This window comes from Peribacillus sp. YIM B13482, assembly GCF_042787975.1.
Taxonomy (GTDB): domain Bacteria; phylum Bacillota; class Bacilli; order Bacillales; family DSM-1321; genus Peribacillus; species Peribacillus simplex_A.
The window spans coordinates 81,042-102,345 of sequence record NZ_JBHZPF010000006.1; the positions used below are offsets into that span (position 1 = coordinate 81,042).

The 21,304-nt window shown below is 43.1% G+C and carries 15 protein-coding genes; 1 reads left to right on the forward strand and 14 read right to left on the reverse strand.

Annotation, left to right across the window (positions count from 1 at the left end; genetic code table 11):
* Positions 1-117: 117 nt before the first annotated feature.
* Positions 118-2,796 carry a calcium-translocating P-type ATPase, SERCA-type gene (locus ACFX4L_RS05565; protein WP_284472098.1) on the reverse strand — a complete coding sequence of 893 codons (2,679 nt, stop codon included), beginning with the start codon at positions 2,794-2,796 and terminating at the stop codon, positions 118-120.
* 404 nt (positions 2,797-3,200) lie between these two features.
* Here ACFX4L_RS05565 and ACFX4L_RS05570 point away from each other — a divergent pair, with 404 nt between their 5' ends.
* Entirely contained in the window at positions 3,201-4,922 is a 1,722-nt protein-coding gene (locus ACFX4L_RS05570; protein ID WP_377383044.1) for an Rqc2 family fibronectin-binding protein, read from the forward strand.
* A gap of 53 nt (positions 4,923-4,975) precedes the next feature.
* Here the strand turns inward: ACFX4L_RS05570 and pyrE are convergent, their stop codons facing one another.
* The 13 genes from pyrE to ileS form a co-directional block, all read right to left on the reverse strand.
* The gene (gene pyrE / locus ACFX4L_RS05575) at positions 4,976-5,611 is read right to left on the reverse strand and encodes an orotate phosphoribosyltransferase (RefSeq protein WP_061462355.1); all 636 of its coding nucleotides are present in this window, start codon (positions 5,609-5,611) and stop codon (positions 4,976-4,978) included.
* Complete coding sequence (gene pyrF, locus ACFX4L_RS05580) at positions 5,605-6,321, reverse strand: orotidine-5'-phosphate decarboxylase (RefSeq protein WP_061462354.1); 717 nt, start codon at positions 6,319-6,321, stop codon at positions 5,605-5,607. Before pyrF ends, pyrE begins: the two co-directional genes overlap by 7 nt.
* Positions 6,293-7,234, reverse strand: a complete 942-nt coding sequence (locus tag ACFX4L_RS05585; RefSeq protein WP_377383042.1) for a dihydroorotate dehydrogenase — start codon at positions 7,232-7,234, stop codon at positions 6,293-6,295. Before ACFX4L_RS05585 ends, pyrF begins: the two co-directional genes overlap by 29 nt.
* Positions 7,231-8,010 carry a dihydroorotate dehydrogenase electron transfer subunit gene (locus ACFX4L_RS05590; protein WP_061462352.1) on the reverse strand — a complete coding sequence of 260 codons (780 nt, stop codon included), beginning with the start codon at positions 8,008-8,010 and terminating at the stop codon, positions 7,231-7,233. Before ACFX4L_RS05590 ends, ACFX4L_RS05585 begins: the two co-directional genes overlap by 4 nt.
* On the reverse strand, positions 8,007-11,213 hold the full coding sequence (gene carB / locus ACFX4L_RS05595) for a carbamoyl-phosphate synthase large subunit (protein ID WP_377383039.1): 3,207 nt from the start codon (positions 11,211-11,213) through the stop codon (positions 8,007-8,009). Before carB ends, ACFX4L_RS05590 begins: the two co-directional genes overlap by 4 nt.
* A complete protein-coding gene (locus tag ACFX4L_RS05600; RefSeq protein WP_061462350.1) occupies positions 11,192-12,298 on the reverse strand; it encodes a carbamoyl phosphate synthase small subunit in 1,107 nt (368 codons plus the stop codon). The genes carB and ACFX4L_RS05600 overlap by 22 nt, the downstream gene beginning before the upstream one ends.
* Positions 12,295-13,581 (reverse strand): dihydroorotase, encoded by a 1,287-nt coding sequence (locus tag ACFX4L_RS05605; RefSeq protein ID WP_377383037.1) that lies wholly within the window; start codon positions 13,579-13,581, stop codon positions 12,295-12,297. The genes ACFX4L_RS05600 and ACFX4L_RS05605 overlap by 4 nt, the downstream gene beginning before the upstream one ends.
* Positions 13,544-14,479 (reverse strand): aspartate carbamoyltransferase catalytic subunit, encoded by a 936-nt coding sequence (locus ACFX4L_RS05610; protein WP_377404141.1) that lies wholly within the window; start codon positions 14,477-14,479, stop codon positions 13,544-13,546. The genes ACFX4L_RS05605 and ACFX4L_RS05610 overlap by 38 nt, the downstream gene beginning before the upstream one ends.
* A 201-nt stretch (positions 14,480-14,680) precedes the next feature.
* Positions 14,681-15,970 carry a solute carrier family 23 protein gene (locus ACFX4L_RS05615; RefSeq protein ID WP_377383034.1) on the reverse strand — a complete coding sequence of 430 codons (1,290 nt, stop codon included), beginning with the start codon at positions 15,968-15,970 and terminating at the stop codon, positions 14,681-14,683.
* Between the two features lie 176 nt (positions 15,971-16,146).
* Complete coding sequence (pyrR, locus tag ACFX4L_RS05620; protein ID WP_061462346.1) at positions 16,147-16,692, reverse strand: bifunctional pyr operon transcriptional regulator/uracil phosphoribosyltransferase PyrR; 546 nt, start codon at positions 16,690-16,692, stop codon at positions 16,147-16,149.
* Between the two features lie 193 nt (positions 16,693-16,885).
* Positions 16,886-17,803, reverse strand: a complete 918-nt coding sequence (locus tag ACFX4L_RS05625; protein ID WP_061462345.1) for an RluA family pseudouridine synthase — start codon at positions 17,801-17,803, stop codon at positions 16,886-16,888.
* Positions 17,796-18,266, reverse strand: a complete 471-nt coding sequence (gene lspA / locus ACFX4L_RS05630) for a signal peptidase II (RefSeq protein ID WP_125161793.1) — start codon at positions 18,264-18,266, stop codon at positions 17,796-17,798. The genes ACFX4L_RS05625 and lspA overlap by 8 nt, the downstream gene beginning before the upstream one ends.
* Positions 18,267-18,488: 222 nt before the next feature.
* On the reverse strand, positions 18,489-21,257 hold the full coding sequence (ileS, locus tag ACFX4L_RS05635) for an isoleucine--tRNA ligase (RefSeq protein ID WP_377404144.1): 2,769 nt from the start codon (positions 21,255-21,257) through the stop codon (positions 18,489-18,491).
* Between the last annotated feature and the right edge of the window lie 47 nt (positions 21,258-21,304).

A 21,304-nucleotide genomic window follows, 5' to 3' on the forward strand; every position in this document is an offset into this window, starting at 1 on the left:
CGTTAACATTCATTATATATTAGCTACAGCATGAAAACTTTAGCTTACAAATAAAATACTACAAAAATAAAAAGGCAATAGAGCAAAACTCTACCACCTTAAAGATTATATCATATTTCATTGTGCTTTTCTTGCTAAAAAGGTTCCAGCCAGTAAAAAAGTTGGGATGGATGACATTCCTATTACCAATAGCCAATCCCTTCCTGAAATCGGTACAGTGTGGAAGATGGTTTGCAAAGGCTGCACATACATGACTGCTAGCATTAATAACAGGGAGGACAGTACTGCCCCCACTAGATAAAAATTACCGAATGGATTTCTCGAGAAGATCGAACGTTCACTTCTGCAATCGAAAACATGTATTAGCTGAGCTAGTACCAGGGTTGCAAACGCGATTGTTTGTGCATAAGCAAGGTTACCCGGATTTGCACGATATACCACATAAAATGCTATCAATGTAGAAATACCAATCAGAAAACCGCGTGAGATGATCTTCCAGCCAAGCCCTCGTCCGAAAACACCTTCGTTTGCATTTCTTGGATTTCTTTTCATTACATCTTCTTCTGGGGAATCCAGGCCCAACGCCATCGCAGGCAGACCGTCCGTAACAAGGTTCACGAATAAAATCTGGATTGGTATCAAAGGTAATGGCAAGCCACATAGCATCGCAAAAAACATGACCAAAATCTCCCCAACATTGGAAGCAAGCAAATAACGGATGAACTTCCTGATGTTTTCATAAATATTCCTGCCTTCTTTGATGGCTGATTTAATGGTGGCAAAATTATCGTCAACCAATATCAAGGAAGATGCTTCCTTAGCGACATCAGTCCCAGTTATACCCATTGATATACCTATATCCGCTGATTTTATCGCAGGTGCATCATTGACACCATCCCCTGTCATTGCGACGACATGTCCTTTATTTTGCAAGGCTTTTACGATTTTTAATTTATGTTCTGGGGAAACGCGGGCAAATACCGACACACTTTCAACAACTTCCTCAAGTTCCCCAACTTCCATACCAGCCAATTGCCTTCCTTCAAGTACACGGTCTTTTCCTTTTAAAATACCAAGTTCTTTAGCTATTGCCTTTGCGGTTATTACATGGTCACCAGTAATCATGACTGTTTTGATCCCAGCATCCCTGCATTCCTTAACTGCCTGCTTCACTTCTGGGCGGGGGGGATCAATCATGCCCTGCAGTCCCATAAAGGTCAAATTGCGCTCCGCTTCTGTTTCATGAAGCAAAATCGTTCCTTTGGGAAGGGGTTTATAACCAACAGCAATCATTCGAAGTGCCTGTGAGGCAAGCTCATTCATGTCCTGTTGCACCCTTTCCTTACTCTCGCGATTCAATATTTCCGACTTTCCTTCCCATAGAATCGTGTCACTCTGGGCGATCAATACGTCAGGGGCCCCTTTTACGATGACAAAATGATTATCTTTATCATCCTTCACTATGACACTCATCATTTTGCGGCTCGAGTCGAATGGAAACTCCTTGACTACCGTAAACCGCTTAGATAAGTGTTCCCTTGTCAAACCCGCTTTCATTGCCGCGACCAACATCGCCCCTTCTGTCGGATCACCTTCTAATATATATCGTTTGCCATTCTCATTTAACTCAGCTTTGTTACAGAGCATGCCGAATGTAATTATTTGAAGCAAGGCATTTTGGTTTTTCGGAGCAACTGAAACTCCCTCTAAAGAAAACTCACCGACAGGATTATAACCAGTCCCGCCGACATCCCAAGTTTTCCCCCCACTCCAAACCTTCGTCACCGTCATTTTGTTTTGCGTCAGTGTACCTGTTTTATCTGAGCAAATTACCGTTGCACAGCCAAGCGTTTCTACTGCAGGAAGCTTGCGGACTATCGCTTTTTGTTTGATCATACGTTGTACGCCCAAAGACAAGGCTACAGTAACAATGGCTGGCAAGCCTTCGGGAATCGCCGCAACAGCCAAAGATACCCCGGCTAAAAACATCGTATAGAGGTCATGTCCTTGAATGACGCCAGTCAGCACCACGATCACGGTTAATATTAAAGCCGTGACGATCAAAATTTTCCCTAACTGCTCCAATCGCTTTTGAAGAGGTGTTTCTTTTGTTTCTGCAGTCTGCAGGAGGTTCGCAATCTTTCCCATCGCCGTATTCATTCCTGTAGCGATTACGATTCCAACTCCATTCCCTCTTGTAACCATCGTTCCCATAAAAGCCATATTTTCCTGATCACCGATACCTTCGACCTCATTCATCAATGGATCAGAACATTTAACAGCCGGGAGTGACTCACCGGTAAGGGCAGACTCTTCAATTTCAAGGCTTGAATGGTCGACGATCCGTAAATCGGCACCAATTCGGTCACCGCTCGAAAACTTCAGAATATCCCCCACAACAACTTCTCTCGAAGGGATTTTCAGCCAGTGTCCATCCCGAAGTACGTTGACCTGCGGCGCTGCCATTTCCTTTAGGGCATCCAGGGATTTTTCAGCCTTCCGTTCTTGAAAAAAACCAAGTAATCCATTCAAAAAAACAATAGCCATGATGGCAATCGCATCGATATATTCGCCCAAAATCCCGGAGACTAAGGTCGCGGCAAGTAAAACTATGACCATGAAATCCTTGAATTGTGCGAAAAATAACAGGATGGCTGATTGTTTTTCACCTTCCTTCAATTCGTTAAAGCCATTCTTTCGCAGCCTGTCCTTTACTTCATCATCGTCCAAACCGTGTGTAACGTTTGTTTGAAGCGCTTTCTCCATTTCTTGATTATTCATTTTCCTGAACTCCATCAAGTATCACACATCCCTTTGAATAGAATGAAATAGGCTCCTGTATCCATCTCAACAGGCGCTCTCGCTTTACTCATCCAACAACACCTGCCGCTTACCGATACATAAAACAACCTGCTCTTCTTCCATGATTATTCAGACTCGTCCAAAATAATGCTATAATTAAACAGAATTGCGGAAAGAAGAACGATCCGGATAATATAATGAATGGACAAACTTTGTAATTAATATCACGAATCTATTAAAATCGCATCCATTCAATATTCCTGAACTGCAACTCCAGCTTTTCACCCAGTTCAACTGAATTAGTGAATACAGTTAAAATGGGCCGATCCTGATACATCGATAACGCCCTGCAGAATTTAGTATCATAGAAAATCTTATGTAAAGGAAGTAAAAATAGAATGTCATTTGATGGATTATTTACGAAAGCGATGACGGAAGAAATCGCTTCTATATTAAAAGGTGGACGAATCAATAAGGTACATCAGCCTTATAAAAATGAAGTAATACTGGTTGTTCGTGCTGGAGGTAAGAACCATAAACTCTTATTATCAGCCCACCCAAGTTATTCAAGGGTGCAATTGACCGAAGAAAGTTATGAAAATCCTAAAGAAGCACCCATGTTCTGTATGCTTCTTAGGAAGCACCTCGAAGGCTATACGATAGAAGATATTTATCAATATGAACTTGATAGGATGATCATCTTTGAGGTGAAAGGCCGCAATGAGCTTGGAGATGTTTCTAAAAAGCAGTTAATCATTGAAATCATGGGGCGTCACAGCAACATTGTTTTAGTCGATAAAGAACGGAATATGATTTTAGATAGCATTAAGCATGTTTCCTATGCAGTGAACAGCTATCGGGCGATATTGCCCGGCCAGGAATATAAGGTGCCACCCGCACAAGAAAAGGATAATCCCTTCAATGCTACGGAGGACGATATCAGGAAGAATATTGACTTCAATGCAGGAAAACTAGATAAACAGCTTGTTGCCCATTTTTCAGGAATTTCACCTTTAGCTGCAAAGGAAGCCGTTTACCGGGCTGGATTGGCCAACAGCACCACCCTTCCATCAGCTTTTTCAGGGCTTATCCAAGAAATCTCAGAACATAACTATGCCGCGACGATCAAACAAGATGGCAATAAAGAAGTTTTTTATATGCTTTCACTAGAGCATCTGACAGGAAAACAGCGTACTTTTTCTTCATTATGCGAAATGCTCGACCGTTATTATTTCGGAAAGGCAGAACGTGATCGGGTTAAGCAAAAGAGCCAGGATGTAGAACGTTTCATTACTAATGAAATGGAAAAGAACTCAAAAAAAATCGGGAAGCTTGAACGAACATTAAAAGATACGGAACGCGGGGAACAGTATCAGTTGTTCGGTGAGCTGCTTACAGCTAATCTATATCAAATGAAAAAAGGCATGAAGGAAATTGAAGTCGTCAATTATTATGATGAAGAACAAGGTACGGTCATCATCCCGCTTGATCCATTAAAAAATCCATCCGATAATGCACAAAAGTACTTCTCGAGATACCAAAAGTCTAAAAATGCAGTCGGTGTCGTTCAAGAGCAAATCGAAAAATCAAAATTGGAATTGGCCTACTTTGATGCCTTGCATCAGCAGCTCCAATCAGCTTCCCCCAAAGATATAGAGGAGATTCGCGAAGAACTTCAGGAAGAAGGCTACATCCGGCAAAAAAAGAAAAAAGGCATGAAAAAGCCAGCCAATGCAAAACCTCAGCTTGAAACATATTATGCTACCGATGGAGATCTCATTTTTGTTGGGAAAAATAATAAACAAAATGATTACCTAACGAATAAGTTCGCTCGCCGTGATGAGATTTGGCTTCACACCAAAGATATCCCTGGCTCACATGTAGTGATTCGAAATGAATCACCAAGTGAAAAAACGATTAAAGAAGCGGCCGTATTAGCAGCTTTCTTCAGTAAAGCAAAGCAATCGAGCTCAGTGCCCGTTGACTTTACACAAGTTCGCCATGTTAAGAAACCGAATGGCTCAAAGCCTGGTTTCGTGATCTATGATCAGCAGCAAACCTTATATATTACTCCAGATGCCGATATTGTCATTCGCTTAAAGGAAGAAGTAAAGGATTGAATGGTAAAAAAATAGAGGTGACCCAATCCTGAGTGATTGGGCCACCTCCATTTTCATGCTGAAATCCAAGCAGTATCTGCCGGATTCTCCCGCCATTTTTTTAGCTTTTCCAATTCATCTGCTGTTATATACCCTTTTTCATTTGCGACTTTTATCAAAGTCGAGTAGTCACTCAACGAATGGTTAGTGATACCCTCAGCATTGAATTTTTCTTTTCCCTTTTCCAATTCGTAAGTAAAGATCGAAACAACTCCAAGAACCTCACAGCCAGCTTCTTTTAGTGCGTTAACAGCAGTAATTACACTGCCTCCGGTTGAAATCAAGTCTTCCACAACTACAACTTTTTGTCCTGGAATAGCTCGGCCTTCGATTTGATTGCCCTTTCCGTGCTCCTTAGCTTTGGAGCGAACATAGCACATGGGTGCATTTAATTTTTCACTCACCCAAGCTGCATGCGGAATGCCGGCAGTTGCTGTGCCTGCGATCAGTTCAGCCTCAGGGAAATGCTGTTCAATCAATCCTTTCAGCCCTTCCGCTATTTCCTTCCGGACTTCTGGGTACGAAAGGGTCAAGCGGTTGTCGCAATAAATGGGTGATTGAATTCCAGATGCCCAAGTGAAGGGGTCATTCGGCTGTAGGTACACTGCTTTTATTTCCAATAAATGTTCAGCTATCTTTTGATTTAACATGAAATTCCCTCCCAAGCTGCTTTCATATCCAAATAGGCCTTTAATGGATCTTTAGCTCCCGTTATGGCTCTCCCGACAACGATGGCATCCGCTCCAAAATCCCTTGCCTGTTCAGGCGTGGCAATTCTCTTTTGATCATGCGTCTGTCCACCTGCACTTCGGATTCCAGGTGTGACTGTTAAGAATTCAAGTCCGATGCGTTCATGTATGTTCTTTACTTCATGAGTGGAACAGACAACGCCATCCAATCCTGCCTGTTGAGTAAGCTTTGCATAATGGAGGACCGAGTCCTCCAGAGAACCGGCAATGTTTTGCTCAACGTTCATTTGTTCTTGTGACGTGCTTGTCAGTTGGGTAACCCCTATGCATAAAGGACGTTTTTTTCCAGCTGACGTTCCTTTATCCAGACCCTCCATAGCTGCTTCCATCATCTTTTGACCACCCGCAGCATGTACATTGACCATGTCAGCTCCTAAAGTTGCCAAACCTGTCATGGCCATTTTGACCGTATTCGGAATATCATGAAGTTTCAAGTCCAAAAACACATCATGGCCTTGCTCTTTTACGTAAGAAATAATTGCTGGTCCATTCTGATAAAATAATTCCATCCCCACTTTTACAGCGAGTTTTTCGGAGGGGAACTGACTCAAAAATCTTTCCGTTTGAATGAGGTCCGGGAAATCAAGGGCGATAATTAGTGACTGCTTCATTCTGCTTCCAGCTCCTTCCGGTACATTCTGAAATATGGTCAAACCCAAGCTCATCCAACAATTTCGGTAATTCTTCGATTATGGTCGGGCATACAAAGGGATCCACGAAGTTGGCGGTTCCCACCGCAACAGCACTGGCACCTGCATAGAAAAATTCAATGACATCTTCTGCTGTAGCGATTCCGCCCATTCCGATTATTGGAATCGACACTTGCTGGCTCACCTCATAAATCATCCGGAGCGCAACAGGTTTTATTGCAGGACCAGATAACCCACCCGTTCTGTTCGAAAGAATCGGCCTGCCGGTTTTTAAATCCAAACGCATGCCGACTAATGTGTTTATCATTGTCAACCCGTCAGCCCCGCCTTCTTCTACAGCTTTGGCCATTTCCACAATATTACTGACATTCGGTGAAAGCTTCACATATACAGGAACCGAAGATACTTCCTTGACCGCCTTGGTTACCTCTTTGGCAACTTCCGGTACCGTACCGAAAGCTATGCCTCCTTCTTTAACATTCGGACAAGAGATATTCAATTCGAGTGCCTTTACATTCCCCACCTTACTTATGTCACTGGCAACCTTTACATAGTCAGCTATTTGTGAACCCGCAACGTTAGCGATGATAGGGACATCATATCCACCTAACCAAGCCAGTTCTTTACTGATGACTTTTTCTAAACCTGGATTCTGCAGACCGATGGCGTTCAGCATTCCCGAAGAGGTTTCCGCAACACGCGGAGTCGGGTTACCGAACCTCGGCTCAGGAGTGGTCGCTTTAATCATGATCGCCCCAAGAATATCCAAGTCAAAAAATTGACTGTATTCACGGCCGAACCCAAAGCATCCAGATGCTGGCATGACTGGATTTTTCAAGTGTAATCCTGGTAACTCAACTGAAAGCCTGCTCATAATACCACCTCTCCTGCCCGGAATACGGGTCCATCGCTGCATACCTTTTTGTAACTGAAACCAGTTGGATCATCCCCTGTATGACATACGCAGGCAAAGCAAGCACCGATGCCGCACCCCATCCTTTCCTCGAGGGACAGGTAAAGCTTTTTTTCACGATAGCCCGCTTCCAATGCTTTTAGCATTGGTGTAGGCCCGCATGAAAAGATCGTTGCAAACTCCTGTTCCAGGTTGTCAATCACAGTCGTAACAAATCCTTTTGTCCCATATGAACCATCCACTGTGGCAATATGGGTATCACCTAATTCACTAAACTCTTTCTCGTAAAAGATGGCTGACTTGGTCTGGAAGCCCAATACATGGATCACCCTGACACCATTTGCAACCAACATCTTTGATAATTGATACAGGGGCGGGACACCAATCCCACCACCAACCAATAATGCCGTTTCACCTTTTTTTGCTTCATGAACAGGGAATCCATTGCCAAGGGGACCTAAGATATCGACCGCTTCTGCCTGTTTACGCTGTGATAACAGCGTCGTTCCTTTACCTTCAGCCCGGTATATCATCGTGAACTGTTTTTCACTGCTGTTATAAGAAGAAATTGAAATCGGGCGTCTTAACAATGGCTCTGTGCCTTCTGTTGTCTTGACTTGGACAAACTGGCCTGGTTGTTTCATCTCTGAAACCAGTTCTCCTTGAAGAGTAAGTTCAAAGATGGATGGGGCCAGTTCTTTATGAGTTAACACCTTCATTCTTTCCTTCTTGATCATATATAGCTCACCTCACGACTTTTTTCCGTTTTTCCCATTGCCTCTGCCGAGAAGGTCATGGATTCTATCACTCTTAAAATGGCTTCTGCCGTATCGAGGGATGTAAGGCATGTCACTCCATTCTCAACCGATTCACGTCGGATTCTAAAACCATCGCGTTCCGGCTGCTTCCCTTTGGTCAAAGTGTTTATGACGAATTGTGCTTCCCCGTTTCGGATAACATCCAAGAGGTTTGTGCCTTCTTCGCCAATTTTACCGACAATCGCAGTCGGTATTCCGGATTGCTCCAATAAGGCAGCAGTTCCGCTGGTGGCTATCAGCTTGAAACCGATATTATGGAAGCGTTTTGCTAAAAGAAGCGCTTCTTGCTTATCTTTATCAGATATCGTCAATAATACCGAACCATGCCCCTCAATCTTGAAGCCGGAAGCGACCAGTCCTTTATATAAAGCCTTTTCAAGTGTGCTATCTTTTCCCATTACTTCACCAGTCGATTTCATTTCAGGTCCGAGTGAAATGTCCACACCTCTTAATTTTGCAAAAGAGAAGACCGGAACTTTTACATAAACCCCAGTTTGTTCTGGCACTAATCCGGATTCATACCCCTGGCTTTTAAGTGAGTGGCCCAGGATGACCTTTGTGGCTAAGTTAGCCATTGGCACATTCGTAATTTTACTTAAGAATGGAACGGTTCGGCTCGAACGTGGATTTACTTCAATGACATACACTTCTTCATTGCTGATGACATATTGAATGTTCAAGAGACCAATTATATTCAAGCCTTTTGCCAATCTTGTCGTATAGTCTATGATTACCTCTTTTTGTTTTTCCGTTAGATTTTGAGGCGGATAGACTGCAATCGAATCACCGGAATGGACGCCAGCACGTTCAATATGCTCCATTATTCCTGGGATTACGACCGTTTCTCCATCGGAAATTCCATCGACTTCGACTTCCTTACCTGTCAAGTAGCGATCTATCAGGACAGGATGATCTGGATTTATCTTCACAGCATTTTTCATGTAATGCAGTAATTCCTCTTGTTTATAGACGATTTCCATCGCTCTTCCCCCGAGTACATACGAAGGCCTTACTAATACCGGGTAACCAATGTCTTCAGCAATGACGATCGCTTCATCAACCGATGTTGCGGTTTTACCCTTCGGCTGCGGAATGTCTAAATCCTTAAGTGCCTTTTCGAATTTATTACGGTTTTCCGCCCTATCCAGGTCTTCAAGTGAAGTACCAAGGATCTTCACTCCTCTTTCAACAAGACCATCTGCAAGGTTAATCGCCGTCTGTCCACCAAACTGGACAATGACCCCTTCTGGTTTTTCCAAATCGATGACATGCATGACATCTTCAAGAGTCAATGGTTCGAAGTAAAGTTTGTCGGAGATACTGAAATCCGTCGAAACTGTTTCGGGATTGTTGTTGATGATGATCGCTTCATACCCCGCTTCTTTGATGGCCCATACTGAATGTACTGTCGCATAATCAAACTCTACACCTTGTCCTATACGAATTGGGCCAGACCCCAGGACAATGACACTTTTCTTTTCGGTAACGATGGATTCATTTTCATCTTCGTATGTCCCATAAAAATACGGTGTTTCCGATTCGAATTCCGCAGCACATGTATCGACCATTTTGTAAACAGGGATGATCCCTTGTTGTTTCCGGTACTCATAAACGTCAATTTCGGGAACTTCCCAAATTTCTGCGATTGTTTTATCAGAAAATCCTAGTTCTTTAGCCTTTTGCAGAACTTCACGATCAAAAGAATGTTCTTGAAGCTCCTTCTCAAAGTCGATTATCTTTTTCAACTTATGCAAGAAGAATAAATCGATCTGGCTCCATTCGTGAATGGTTTCGATCGTTTTCCCCCTTCTTAATGCTTCGCCGATATAGAATAACCGTTCATCTCCCGCTTTTCGGATCCGCTTCTCTATTTTTCCATCCTCAAACTCGTCATTCAATTCAAGATGGTATATACCTGCTTCAAGGGAACGAACAGCTTTTAAGATGGATTCTTCGAATGTACGGCCGATTGCCATAACTTCTCCGGTCGCTTTCATTTGTGTCCCAAGCCTGCGATTTGCGCTCTCGAACTTATCGAAAGGCCAACGCGGAATCTTCGTAACTACATAGTCTAGTGCCGGTTCGAAGCTCGCATAGGTTTTGCCTGTGACAGGGTTCATCATTTCATCAAGCGTTAAACCGACTGCTATCTTTGCTGCTAGCTTCGCAATTGGATATCCTGTTGCTTTTGAAGCAAGTGCTGACGAACGGCTGACCCTAGGGTTCACTTCAATGACATAATATTGATAGCTGTTCGGATCAAGCGCAAGCTGAACATTGCACCCACCTTCAATTTTCAAGGCACGGATAATCTTTAAAGACGTATTTCTAAGCATTTGATACTCTCTGTCACTTAATGTTTGGCTTGGTGCGGCAACTATTGAATCGCCTGTATGGACACCTACAGGGTCGAAGTTTTCCATATTACAAACGACAATTGCATTATCATTGGAATCACGCATCACTTCATATTCCACTTCTTTGCAACCGGCAATGCTCTTCTCAAGCAGACATTGGTGAACCGGACTGCTTTTCAGGCCACCCTCAACAATCTCGATCAGCTGCTCTTCGTTATCACAAATCCCACCGCCTGTTCCTCCAAGCGTGAAGGCCGGACGAACAATGACCGGATAACCGACTCGTTCCACGAAAGTATAAGCCTCTTCCAAATTATGAATTATGTCGCTGTCAGGTACTGGTTCCCCAAGATCGTTCATCAGGGTACGGAAAAGGTCACGGTCTTCGGCTTGTTGGATAGCGGAAAGTTTCGTTCCAAGAATTTGCACATTGCATTCTTCAAGGATTCCTGCTTCGGCAAGCTCGACTGCCATGTTCAATCCAGTCTGTCCGCCCAGGGTAGGTAATAGTGCATCTGGACGCTCTTTACGAATGATTTTGCTGACAAATTCCAATGTGATCGGTTCGATATAAACCGCATCGGCCATTTCACTGTCTGTCATGATTGTAGCCGGGTTAGAGTTAATCAGGATCACTCGATAACCTTCTTCTTTTAAGGCTATACATGCTTGGGTTCCTGCATAATCGAACTCGGCGGCCTGTCCGATGACGATCGGACCGGAACCAATTACTAGGATGCTTTTTATATCAGTGCGTTTTGGCATGTTTTTTCCCCCTTGGTGTTTGCAGCTTCAATCATTTGTAAGAATTCATTGAATAAGTAGTTGGCGTCTTCCGGTCCTGGTGATGCTTCCGGGTGATATTGTACGGTGAAAGCCGGATATTTTTTATGGCGCAGCCCTTCAATCGTATCGTCATTCAATGCTGTATGTGTCACAATAAGATCAGTCTTTTTAATGGAAAGCTCTTCGACTGTGTATCCATGATTTTGAGATGTGATGGATATCTTCCCGGTACGAAGGTCTTTAACCGGATGGTTAGAGCCTCGATGACCGAATTTTAATTTTTCCGTATCCGCCCCGTTTGCAAGTGCGAATAATTGATGTCCTAAACAGATTCCGAATAATGGCACTTCCGTTTGGATTGTACGGATCATTTCAAGCGTTTCATGAACACTTTTCGGATCTCCAGGACCGTTTGAAAGCATCACACCATCTGGGTGATATTGCATCACTTCCTCAGCGGTAACGTTATAAGGCACAACCACGACATCACAGCCGCGCTTCGTTAACTCACGTAAAATCCCATGCTTCATGCCATAGTCTACAAGAACTACCCGCGGGCCTCTGCCCGGGCTTGAATATGGTGTTTTTGTTGAAACCTGTTTCACTTGATTAGAAGGAATTACCGTTGCTCTCAACTGGGAAACAACCTCTTCGGCATCTTTATTGATATTGCAGAGCGCTCCTTTAAGTGCACCAGATTTCCTGATGATCCTTGTCAGCTTTCTCGTATCGATTCCGCTTATTCCAGGTATGTTCTTCATTTTCAGGTATTCATCAAGAGATGATTGGTTTCGCCAGTTTGAAGGAAGTTCTGCTGTTTCCTTAACGACGAATCCTGATATTGCCGGATTGATGGATTCAAAGTCATCCCGGTTTATCCCGTAGTTCCCGATCAATGGATACGTAAGTGTAACGATTTGACCGCAATAAGATGGATCGGATAGAATCTCCTGGTATCCTGTCATTCCTGTGTTAAAAACGACTTCACCTATTTTTTCTACGTCCCCTCCGAATGCTTCCCCAAGGAAAACCGTACCGTCTTCTAAAATTAGTTGTCTTTTCATCCTTGAACACGTCCTTTTTCCCAAACTGTTTTTCCTTCTGCAATCGTCATGACTGGCCAGCCATAACATTTCTTCTCATTAAAAGGTGTATTTTTTCCTTTTGAAGCAAACTCTTCATTATTAATTCCTTTTTCCGTTTCCAAATCGATGAGCACGATATCGGCAGTAGCACCTTCCTTTAGCTCTCCATAAGGAAGCGAGAAACTTTCAGCTGGTTTGATCGTCAGGAAATCGACCAATTGCTTTAATGTTATGACGCCCTTTTTAACCAATTCGGTGTAAAGCAACGGGAAGGCCGTTTCCAATCCCACTATTCCGAAAGGAGCTAGCTGCATTCCCTGCGCTTTTTCCTCAGCCGCATGCGGGGCATGGTCTGTTGCTATAAAATCGATTGTTCCATCAAGCAGTCCTTCTATCAGCGCGTCCCGATCTTCACGCCCCCTTAATGGCGGGTTCATTTTATAATTCGTATCAAGTCCCGGTATATCATCTTCACACAATAATAAATGATGCGGTGTAACTTCGGCTGTGACACGAATACCTGCACGTTTGGCATCCCTCACCGTTCTAACCGATTCCTTCGTGGATATATGGCAAACGTGATAATGGCAGTCTGCCGCTTCCGCAAGGAGGATATCCCTGGCAATATGTACAGCTTCACATACTGACGGAATTCCATTGATCCCCTGTTCCTTTGAGAATCTTCCTTCATGGACGGAGCCTTTATTGATTAAGCTATTATCTTCACAATGAGCTACTATGGCCATATCCTGTGCGGCTGCCCGTTTCATCGCTTCAAACATCATCCCGGCTTCTTGAATTCCTACGCCATCGTCCGTAAAGGCGAAAGCACCCGTTTGTTTTAATGAAGAAAAGTCGGTCAACTCCTTGCCGGCTTCCCTAATCGTTATGGATGCATAAGGGAGGACCCGGACATGCGCCGTTTCTTCAATTTTTCGGTTAAGAGCTTCAAGGTTTTCCACTGTATCAGGAACTGGCCTTGTATTAGGCATCGCCGCTACCGTAGTGAAACCGCCTCTTGCCGCTGCAAGCGTTCCACTTGCGATTGTTTCCTTATGTTCACCGCCCGGTTCGCGCAAATGGACATGCAGGTCAATAAACCCTGATGTAATAAGTAACCCTTCAGCGTCAACAACCTTACAATTTTCCGTTGATAAGTTCTCGCCGATTTTTGTGATGACCTTTCCTTCTATTTCAATGTCCGCTTTTTTGAATGAATTTTGATTATCTAGCAATACTCCATTTTTGATTACAGTTTTCATGGTTGATTCCCCCTTCGGATTGTTCAAGCACATTTTTCAATACGGCCATTCTTATGAACACGCCATTTTTCATTTGTTTAAAAATTCTTGAGCGGCTGCATTCGACTAATTCACTGTCTATTTCAACACCGCGGTTTATTGGTGCAGGATGCATGATGATCGCACCCGGTTTCATATTTTTTTCACGTTGTTTGGTCAGACCAAAATTCTCCAGATAATCTCCATTTGCCTGGTCGTATTTTTCGATATGCCTTTCATGCTGTATTCTGAGCAGCATGACTACATCCGATGTCGCCATCGCTTGATCGATGTCTTCATATCTTCCTAAACTGTTGGTTCTGTCAAACCATCCAGGCGGACCTGAAAATACGACATTCGCTCCTAAACGAGTCAATGCTTCTGCATTCGATTTTGCAACCCGACTATGCCTCACATCCCCGATTATCGCAATCTTCAGCCCTTCAAAACGTTTAAACTCCTGTTTTATCGTCAATAAGTCAAGTAATGACTGGGTTGGATGATTTCCGCATCCATCCCCTGCATTGATTATCGGAATACCGATTTTCTCTTTTAACTCGTCAAAGTAATTATCCTGCTCATGACGGATGATCAAGGCATTGACGCCTATTGCTTCGAACGTTTTAACAGTGTCATATAAGGTTTCCCCTTTTAACACGGATGATGTACCCGCATCAAAAGGAATGACCTCAAGACCCAGTTTTCTTTCAGCCATTTCAAAGCTTGATTTTGTTCGTGTGCTTGGTTCAAAGAACAGATTGGCAACTGTGGTCTGCTGTTTAGGATTCCAGCCAGATCCGTTGGCAAATCCCTCAGCCTCATGTAATATTTTTTCAATGTCAGTTATAGTTAATTCATTCATCGTAAATAACATTTTCATCGATCCTGCTCCCTTCACATTTGTGATGCGGGGGATAAAAAACACCCCGCCATTAAGGATAGGGTGTAGGTCATAAAGAATTGTGAGTACGAGGAATGGTTCATCATTTTATCCCGTTCTCATTCATCTTTACAGCAACACCCTTTTAAGCCTCTCTGGACTTCTTTTAAAAGGTGATCTATTGTTTTGATGCAGTTTCACTTATTTTTCAAAGATGTCTCCGGATATTTTTTCCCGTTCCGGAAGAATCAAGTTAAGAAGGATCCCGACGATGGCTGAAAGTGCCATGCCGGAAAGCGATACTGTTTTCGATAGTTGTACAAACGCGCCTCCGATTCCTAACACCAGTATGACTGAAGCTATCATCAGGTTTCTTTTCTTGTCAAAATCAACCTTATTATCAATCAGCATCCTTAAGCCACTTGATGCGATGATTCCGAAGAGTAAGATGGAAATGCCGCCCATCACTGCTGTAGGAATCGAGCTGATGACTGCTGAAATCTTACCGTTAAAGCCAAAGATGATTGCAGTTAACGCTGCCCCCCCGATGATATAAACACTAAATGCCTTTGTCATGGTCAGGACCCCAATATTTTCACCGTATGATGTGAGCGGTGGCCCACCGATTAAGGAACCAATCATGATTCCTGCCCCATCTCCTAAAATCGAGCGATGCAAACCGGGCTTTTCCAAAAAATTTCTTCCGACTACTTTGCTCAGTACCATCTGGTGCCCGATATGTTCTGATAAAGTGACGACAGCCACAGGGACCATGATCGCAATGACTTCCCATGAGAAGGTCGGTGTATAGGTTATATAAGGAAACATGAATTTCGGCATTTCCCACCATTGTGCAGATTTAATTGGTTCATAATCTATAATTCCCGCAACTGCTGAACAGCTGTAGCCAACTATTATTCCCATCAATATAGGAATCAAGTTAATGAATCCCTTAAAGAACACGTTGCAGATGATGGTTACCGCTAAAGTTATTAGCGCTATTATAATATAAGTGACACTGTAATTTTTTTGCGGATCATACATCGCCATGTCCACGGCCGTTCCAGCGAGGCTTAACCCGATTACAATGATAACTGGGCCAACCACAACTGGAGGAAGCAAATTCATTAGCCAGCGCAATCCTACTTTTTGGATAATCAAAGCTACTATCCCATATATGAACCCTGCTGCAAAACAGCCGATCATGGCCGCTTCCGGTCCTCCTAAAGCCTTTGCCGCGATGATTGGCGTAATGAAGGCAAAAGATGAACCGAGATATGCAGGAATCTGACCTTTTGTAATCAATAAGTATGAAAGTGTTCCTAATCCGCTTGAAACCAGTGCTACCGCCGGGCTTAACCCAACCAAGAATGGCACCAGTACCGTTGCTCCGAACATGGCGAACAAATGCTGGATGCTTAACGTAATCCACTGGCCAGCCTTTGGCACGTCCTCGACATCCAGTACGATGTCCCTTTTTGTTTCTTCCATTTCCGAATCCCCCTCATGAAAATTGCATCAAGACTGCAAAAACCCTCTTTGCAGTTTATACAAAGAGGGTTTCTCAGAAGGCGGAATGCCTATACATAGACACAACTCTCCCGATTGACTCCCTTTGCCAGCCTCTCTGGACTGTCTTTAAAAGGGTTATGAAATTTTCATGTTGTTTATTTTTCTAATATAGTGACTTGATCTATTTCGTCTACTTCTGTTAAAGTAACTGTAATTTTTTCAGATTGGGAAGTCGGAACGTTTTTTCCGACGAAATCCGCACGTATCGGCAGTTCCCTATGTCCCCTGTCAACTAATACCGCGAGCTGGATTTGCGAAGGTCTTCCCAAATCCACCAGAGCATCCATTGCCGCTCTAACGGTTCTGCCGGTAAAAAGAACATCATCCACTAAAATCACTTTCTTGTTGCTGATATTGACCGGAATGTCTGAACCTTTTACTACGGGTTCCCCATCATTGGACTTTTTCGAGAGGTCATCGCGATAAAGTGTAATATCCAGTTCACCCAGCTCTATTTCCTTACCTTCTATTTGATTGATGCGCTTTGCAAGCCGGTCGGCGAGGAAAATCCCGCGTGTACGGATCCCGATTAAGACGCAATTCTCAATACCCTTATTTTTTTCAATAATTTCATGGGCAATTCTCGTCAAGGCTCTGCTAATGGCCTGTTCATCAAGTACTATGGCTTTCTCATTCAACATGTCGGCCACCCCGATTCCCTATTTCTGATTGGTTTTCTTCAATAAAAAATCCTCATGCCAAGAAGGCATGAGGATTTTATCGCCATGGGTAGAATTATCCCAATTTGCGCATCCGTTTCCTTCTCAGTCTCTCTGAACTGTGTTAAAGGTTCTTATTAAGTTGTTATTATAATATATCAGAAAAACGTATTTGTCAATCCTTACTTCTACGCAATTGATTAATTAGATTTTCAAACTCTTCCGGAATCGGAGCTTCGAACTCCATATACTCATTTGTACGTGGATGAATGAAACCCAGAAGACCGGCGTGCAATGCTTGTCCATCTAATTTCAGGGTCTTTTTCGGACCATATTTCGGATCTCCGGCAAGTGGGAACCCAATGTATTTCATGTGAACACGGATTTGATGCGTCCTGCCTGTTTCAAGCTGGCATTCCACCAAAGTGAAGTCATTGAAACGTTCAATGACCCGGAAATGTGTAACAGCATTTTTGGAATTTGAATCTGTGACAGTCATGCTTTGGCGATCCTTTTTATCCCGGCCGATCGGTGCATCAATTGTTCCGAAGTCATGAGGGATCACTCCATGAACTACAGCTTGATACTTACGGGTAACCGTTTTGTCAACAAGCTGCTGCACAAGTTTTTCATGTGCCATATCATTTTTTGCAACCATCAATAGACCAGATGTATCTTTGTCGATTCGATGGACGATTCCAGGTCGCATCACACCGTTGATTCCAGAAAGATCGTTGCAGTGAGCCATCAAGCCATTTACAAGCGTGCCTGATACATGTCCAGGTGCTGGGTGGACGACCATACCGCTCGGTTTATTAACCACGAGTACATCAGCATCTTCATAATAGATATCCAAATTCATTTCCTCTGCTACTGCATCCAATTCCTCAAGTTCAGGAATCGTCACTTCGATCGTATCGCCAGGAATAGCTTTGTAATTCGTCTTTATAGCCGAGCCATTTACTAAAACATGGTCATCTTTAATCCATTGTTGGACCTGAGTACGTGACCATTCCTCATTCAAAGTGGAGAGAGCCTTATCAATCCTAACTCCTTTTAGTGTTTCATCGATGCTGTATAACCTTTTATCCATTATCTTTCTCCTTAGCGTTTTTTTCTTCTAAAAACATATGAATCACGAGCAATCCGACACCAATTGAAAGCGAAGCATCAGCAACATTAAATACCGGGAAACTGTAGCTGAAAATATAGGTATGAACGAAATCCACTACTTCCTGACGAGCAACACGATCGATGAAATTACCAATCGCACCGCCTAGCATGAGAGCAAGTGCAACTCCAAGCAAACGGCTTTCCTTCGCCATCTTCTGAATATAATAGACAAGTCCAATAATGACAGCGATGGTGATGATGTAGAAAAACCACATTTGACCTTGTAGAATTCCCCATGCTGCCCCACGATTACGATGCGAGGTGATATATAGAAGGTTTTCAATAATTTCAATGCTTTCTCCGTACTCCATTTTTTGCACAATCATCCATTTTGTCAGCTGATCGAAAGCTATGACCAAAAGGGCTATTAAATAATAAAACACACTTTTTCCCCCAAACTAATCAAATCTTCACTTTTGAATTGTAGCATAAACTAGAAATAATAACTAATACGAAAAACAGAAGTCTGTTTTTTATAGTACGGATAATATTGGATAATGAAGAAAAAGTCAACATTCCCTAATGTAGGATGCTTACAGCCCTTTCTGTTCTCTTTCCCACAAAAAAGCCGGTCCCTTCATAAGGGACCGGCCTTCCTTTTGGAATTATTGATTCACATAATGCTTCTTCACGACTGTTGCACAACGTGGGCAAAGTGTTGGATGTTCTTCCACTTGACCTACTTCTTTCGAAACATTCCAGCAACGTTCACACGTTTCACCTTCTGCTTTTGTAACAAGGATCGCTATATCCTCAAGTTTAACCGCTTCTGCCGGGGCATTTGCAACATTGCCAGCGATTTCAAATTCGGAAACGATGAATAACTGTTCAAAGCTTTCCTTAATGCTATCGAGCAAATTCTTCGTTTCTTCATTAACATATACCATCACTTTTGCGTTCAGTGATTTTCCGATGACTTTTTGGTTCCGGGCTTCTTCTAATGCTTTCAGTACATTATCACGGACATTCATGAACGCCGTCCATTTTTCTTCAATGATTTCAGCATCATCGATGGAAATTTCCTTAGGCATCAATGTCAACTGTACACTTTCTTCCGTCACTCCCGGAATGAAAGCCCATACTTCATCAGCTGTATGAGAGAGGATTGGTGACACCAATTTCGTTAAGCTGACCAATGATTCGTAAAGAACCGTTTGAATGGCCAAACGCTCTTTTCCATTTGGTGCTTCACAATAAAGAATGTCTTTCGCATAATCAAGGTAGAACGAACTTAAATCCTGTGTGCAGAAATTATTGACCATATTATAAATTGTGGCAAACTCATAATTTTCATAACTTAGCTTCGATTGTGTGATCAGCTTATTCAATTTAACTAGCATGTAACGGTCGACTTCAGGTAATTCTTGGACTGCCACTTTATCGGTTTCTGGATTGAATCCATCCAAGTTCCCTAACAAGAAGCGGAATGTATTACGGATTTTCCGGTACACTTCAGAAACTTGTTTTAAAATAGGATCGGAAACCCTGACATCCGATTGGTAATCCACCGAAGCAACCCAAAGGCGTAAAATATCTGCACCAAGTTGGTTCATGACCTTAGATGGCAGGACGACGTTCCCAATCGACTTACTCATTTTACGACCTTCGCCATCCAATGCGAACCCGTGGCTCAGCACGCCTTTATATGGCGCTTTGCCTGTGACCGCAACACTTGTTGAAAGTGATGAGTTAAACCAGCCGCGGTATTGATCGGAACCTTCTAAATAAAGATCAGCAGGCCACTGCAGGTCGTCTCTTTCTTCAAGTACTGCCTGATGAGAAGAACCGGAGTCGAACCATACATCCATGATATCCGTTTCTTTTGTAAAGATACCATTCGGGCTGCCTTCATGTGTATAGCCTTCAGGCAGAAGATCTTTCGCTTCACGCTCAAACCAGATGTTTGAACCGTGTTCGCGGAATAGGTTTGAAATATGGTTGATGGTTTCATCCGTAATGATCGGCTCGCCATTTTCTGCATAAATGACTGGAATTGGCACGCCCCATGCACGTTGACGGGAAATACACCAATCCCCGCGGTCACGGACCATATTGAATAGGCGCGTTTCACCCCAAGCGGGTACCCATTTTGTTTCTTCAATTGCTTCCAGAAGTTCACTGCGGAAGTCTTTGATTGAGGCGAACCATTGTGCCGTTGCACGGAAGATCGTTGGTTTCTTCGTCCGCCAGTCATGTGGATAAGAGTGTGTAATGAACGTCAAGTTCAATAACGCGCCTGCTTCTGTTAATTTTTCAGTAATTGGTTTATTCGCTTGATCATAAAATAATCCAGCAAATTCTCCTGCCTCTTCCGTCATGACCCCTTTTTCATCTACAGGACAAAGTACGTCCAAGCCGTATTTTTGCCCAATGATAAAGTCATCTTCACCATGTCCAGGTGCAGTATGAACACAACCCGTACCAGCTTCAGTTGTTACGTGCTCACCCAACATCACTAAAGATTCGCGGTCATAAAGAGGATGTTTGGCAACAGCGCGGTCCAACTCGCTCCCTTTTACTGTTTTCAAGATAGACGGGTTATCCCAGCCTAAAGTTTCTGTAACCGATTCAAGTAGCGCTTCGGCAATTAAGAATTTTTCATTTTCGACAGCCACTACTACGTAATTTAATTGCGGATGCAATGAGATACCAAGGTTAGCCGGGATCGTCCAAGGAGTTGTTGTCCAGATGATGATCTTTACGCCTTCTTCGATTACACCTTTGCCATCTGTGACTTCAAAAGCAACATAGATCGATGCAGAACGTTTGTCTTGATACTCAATTTCAGCTTCGGCAAGGGCCGATTCACTTGATGGAGACCAGTAAACAGGTTTTTTCCCTTTATAAATATAGCCTTTTTTCGCCATTTCACCGAAGACCTTGATTTGCTGTGCTTCATATTCAGGCTTTAATGTGATATAAGGATTATCCCAATCACCACGGACCCCAATTCTCTTAAACTGCTCACGTTGATTGTTAATCTGAACATAAGCATATTCTTCACAAAGCTTTCTGAATTCGGCAATGCTCATTTCTTTCCGTTTCACGCCTTTTTTTGTCAATGCCGTTTCGATTGGAAGCCCATGCGTATCCCAGCCAGGTACATACGGTGCTTGAAAACCGCTCATCGATTTAAATCGGACAATGAAATCCTTTAAAACCTTATTCATTGCATGGCCCATATGGATATCGCCGTTAGCATATGGTGGTCCATCATGCAAAATGAATAAAGGCCGTCCTTCCGTTTGTTCTTGCACTTTTTTATAGATGTTCATTTCATTCCATTTTTCTTGGATTTCCGGCTCACGTTTCGGTAAATTCCCCCGCATTGGAAATTCAGTTTTAGGCATCAATAAGGTATCTTTGTATTCCATTATAAAATCCTCCATCCATCTTTATAAAAATTCATTCGAACCGATGA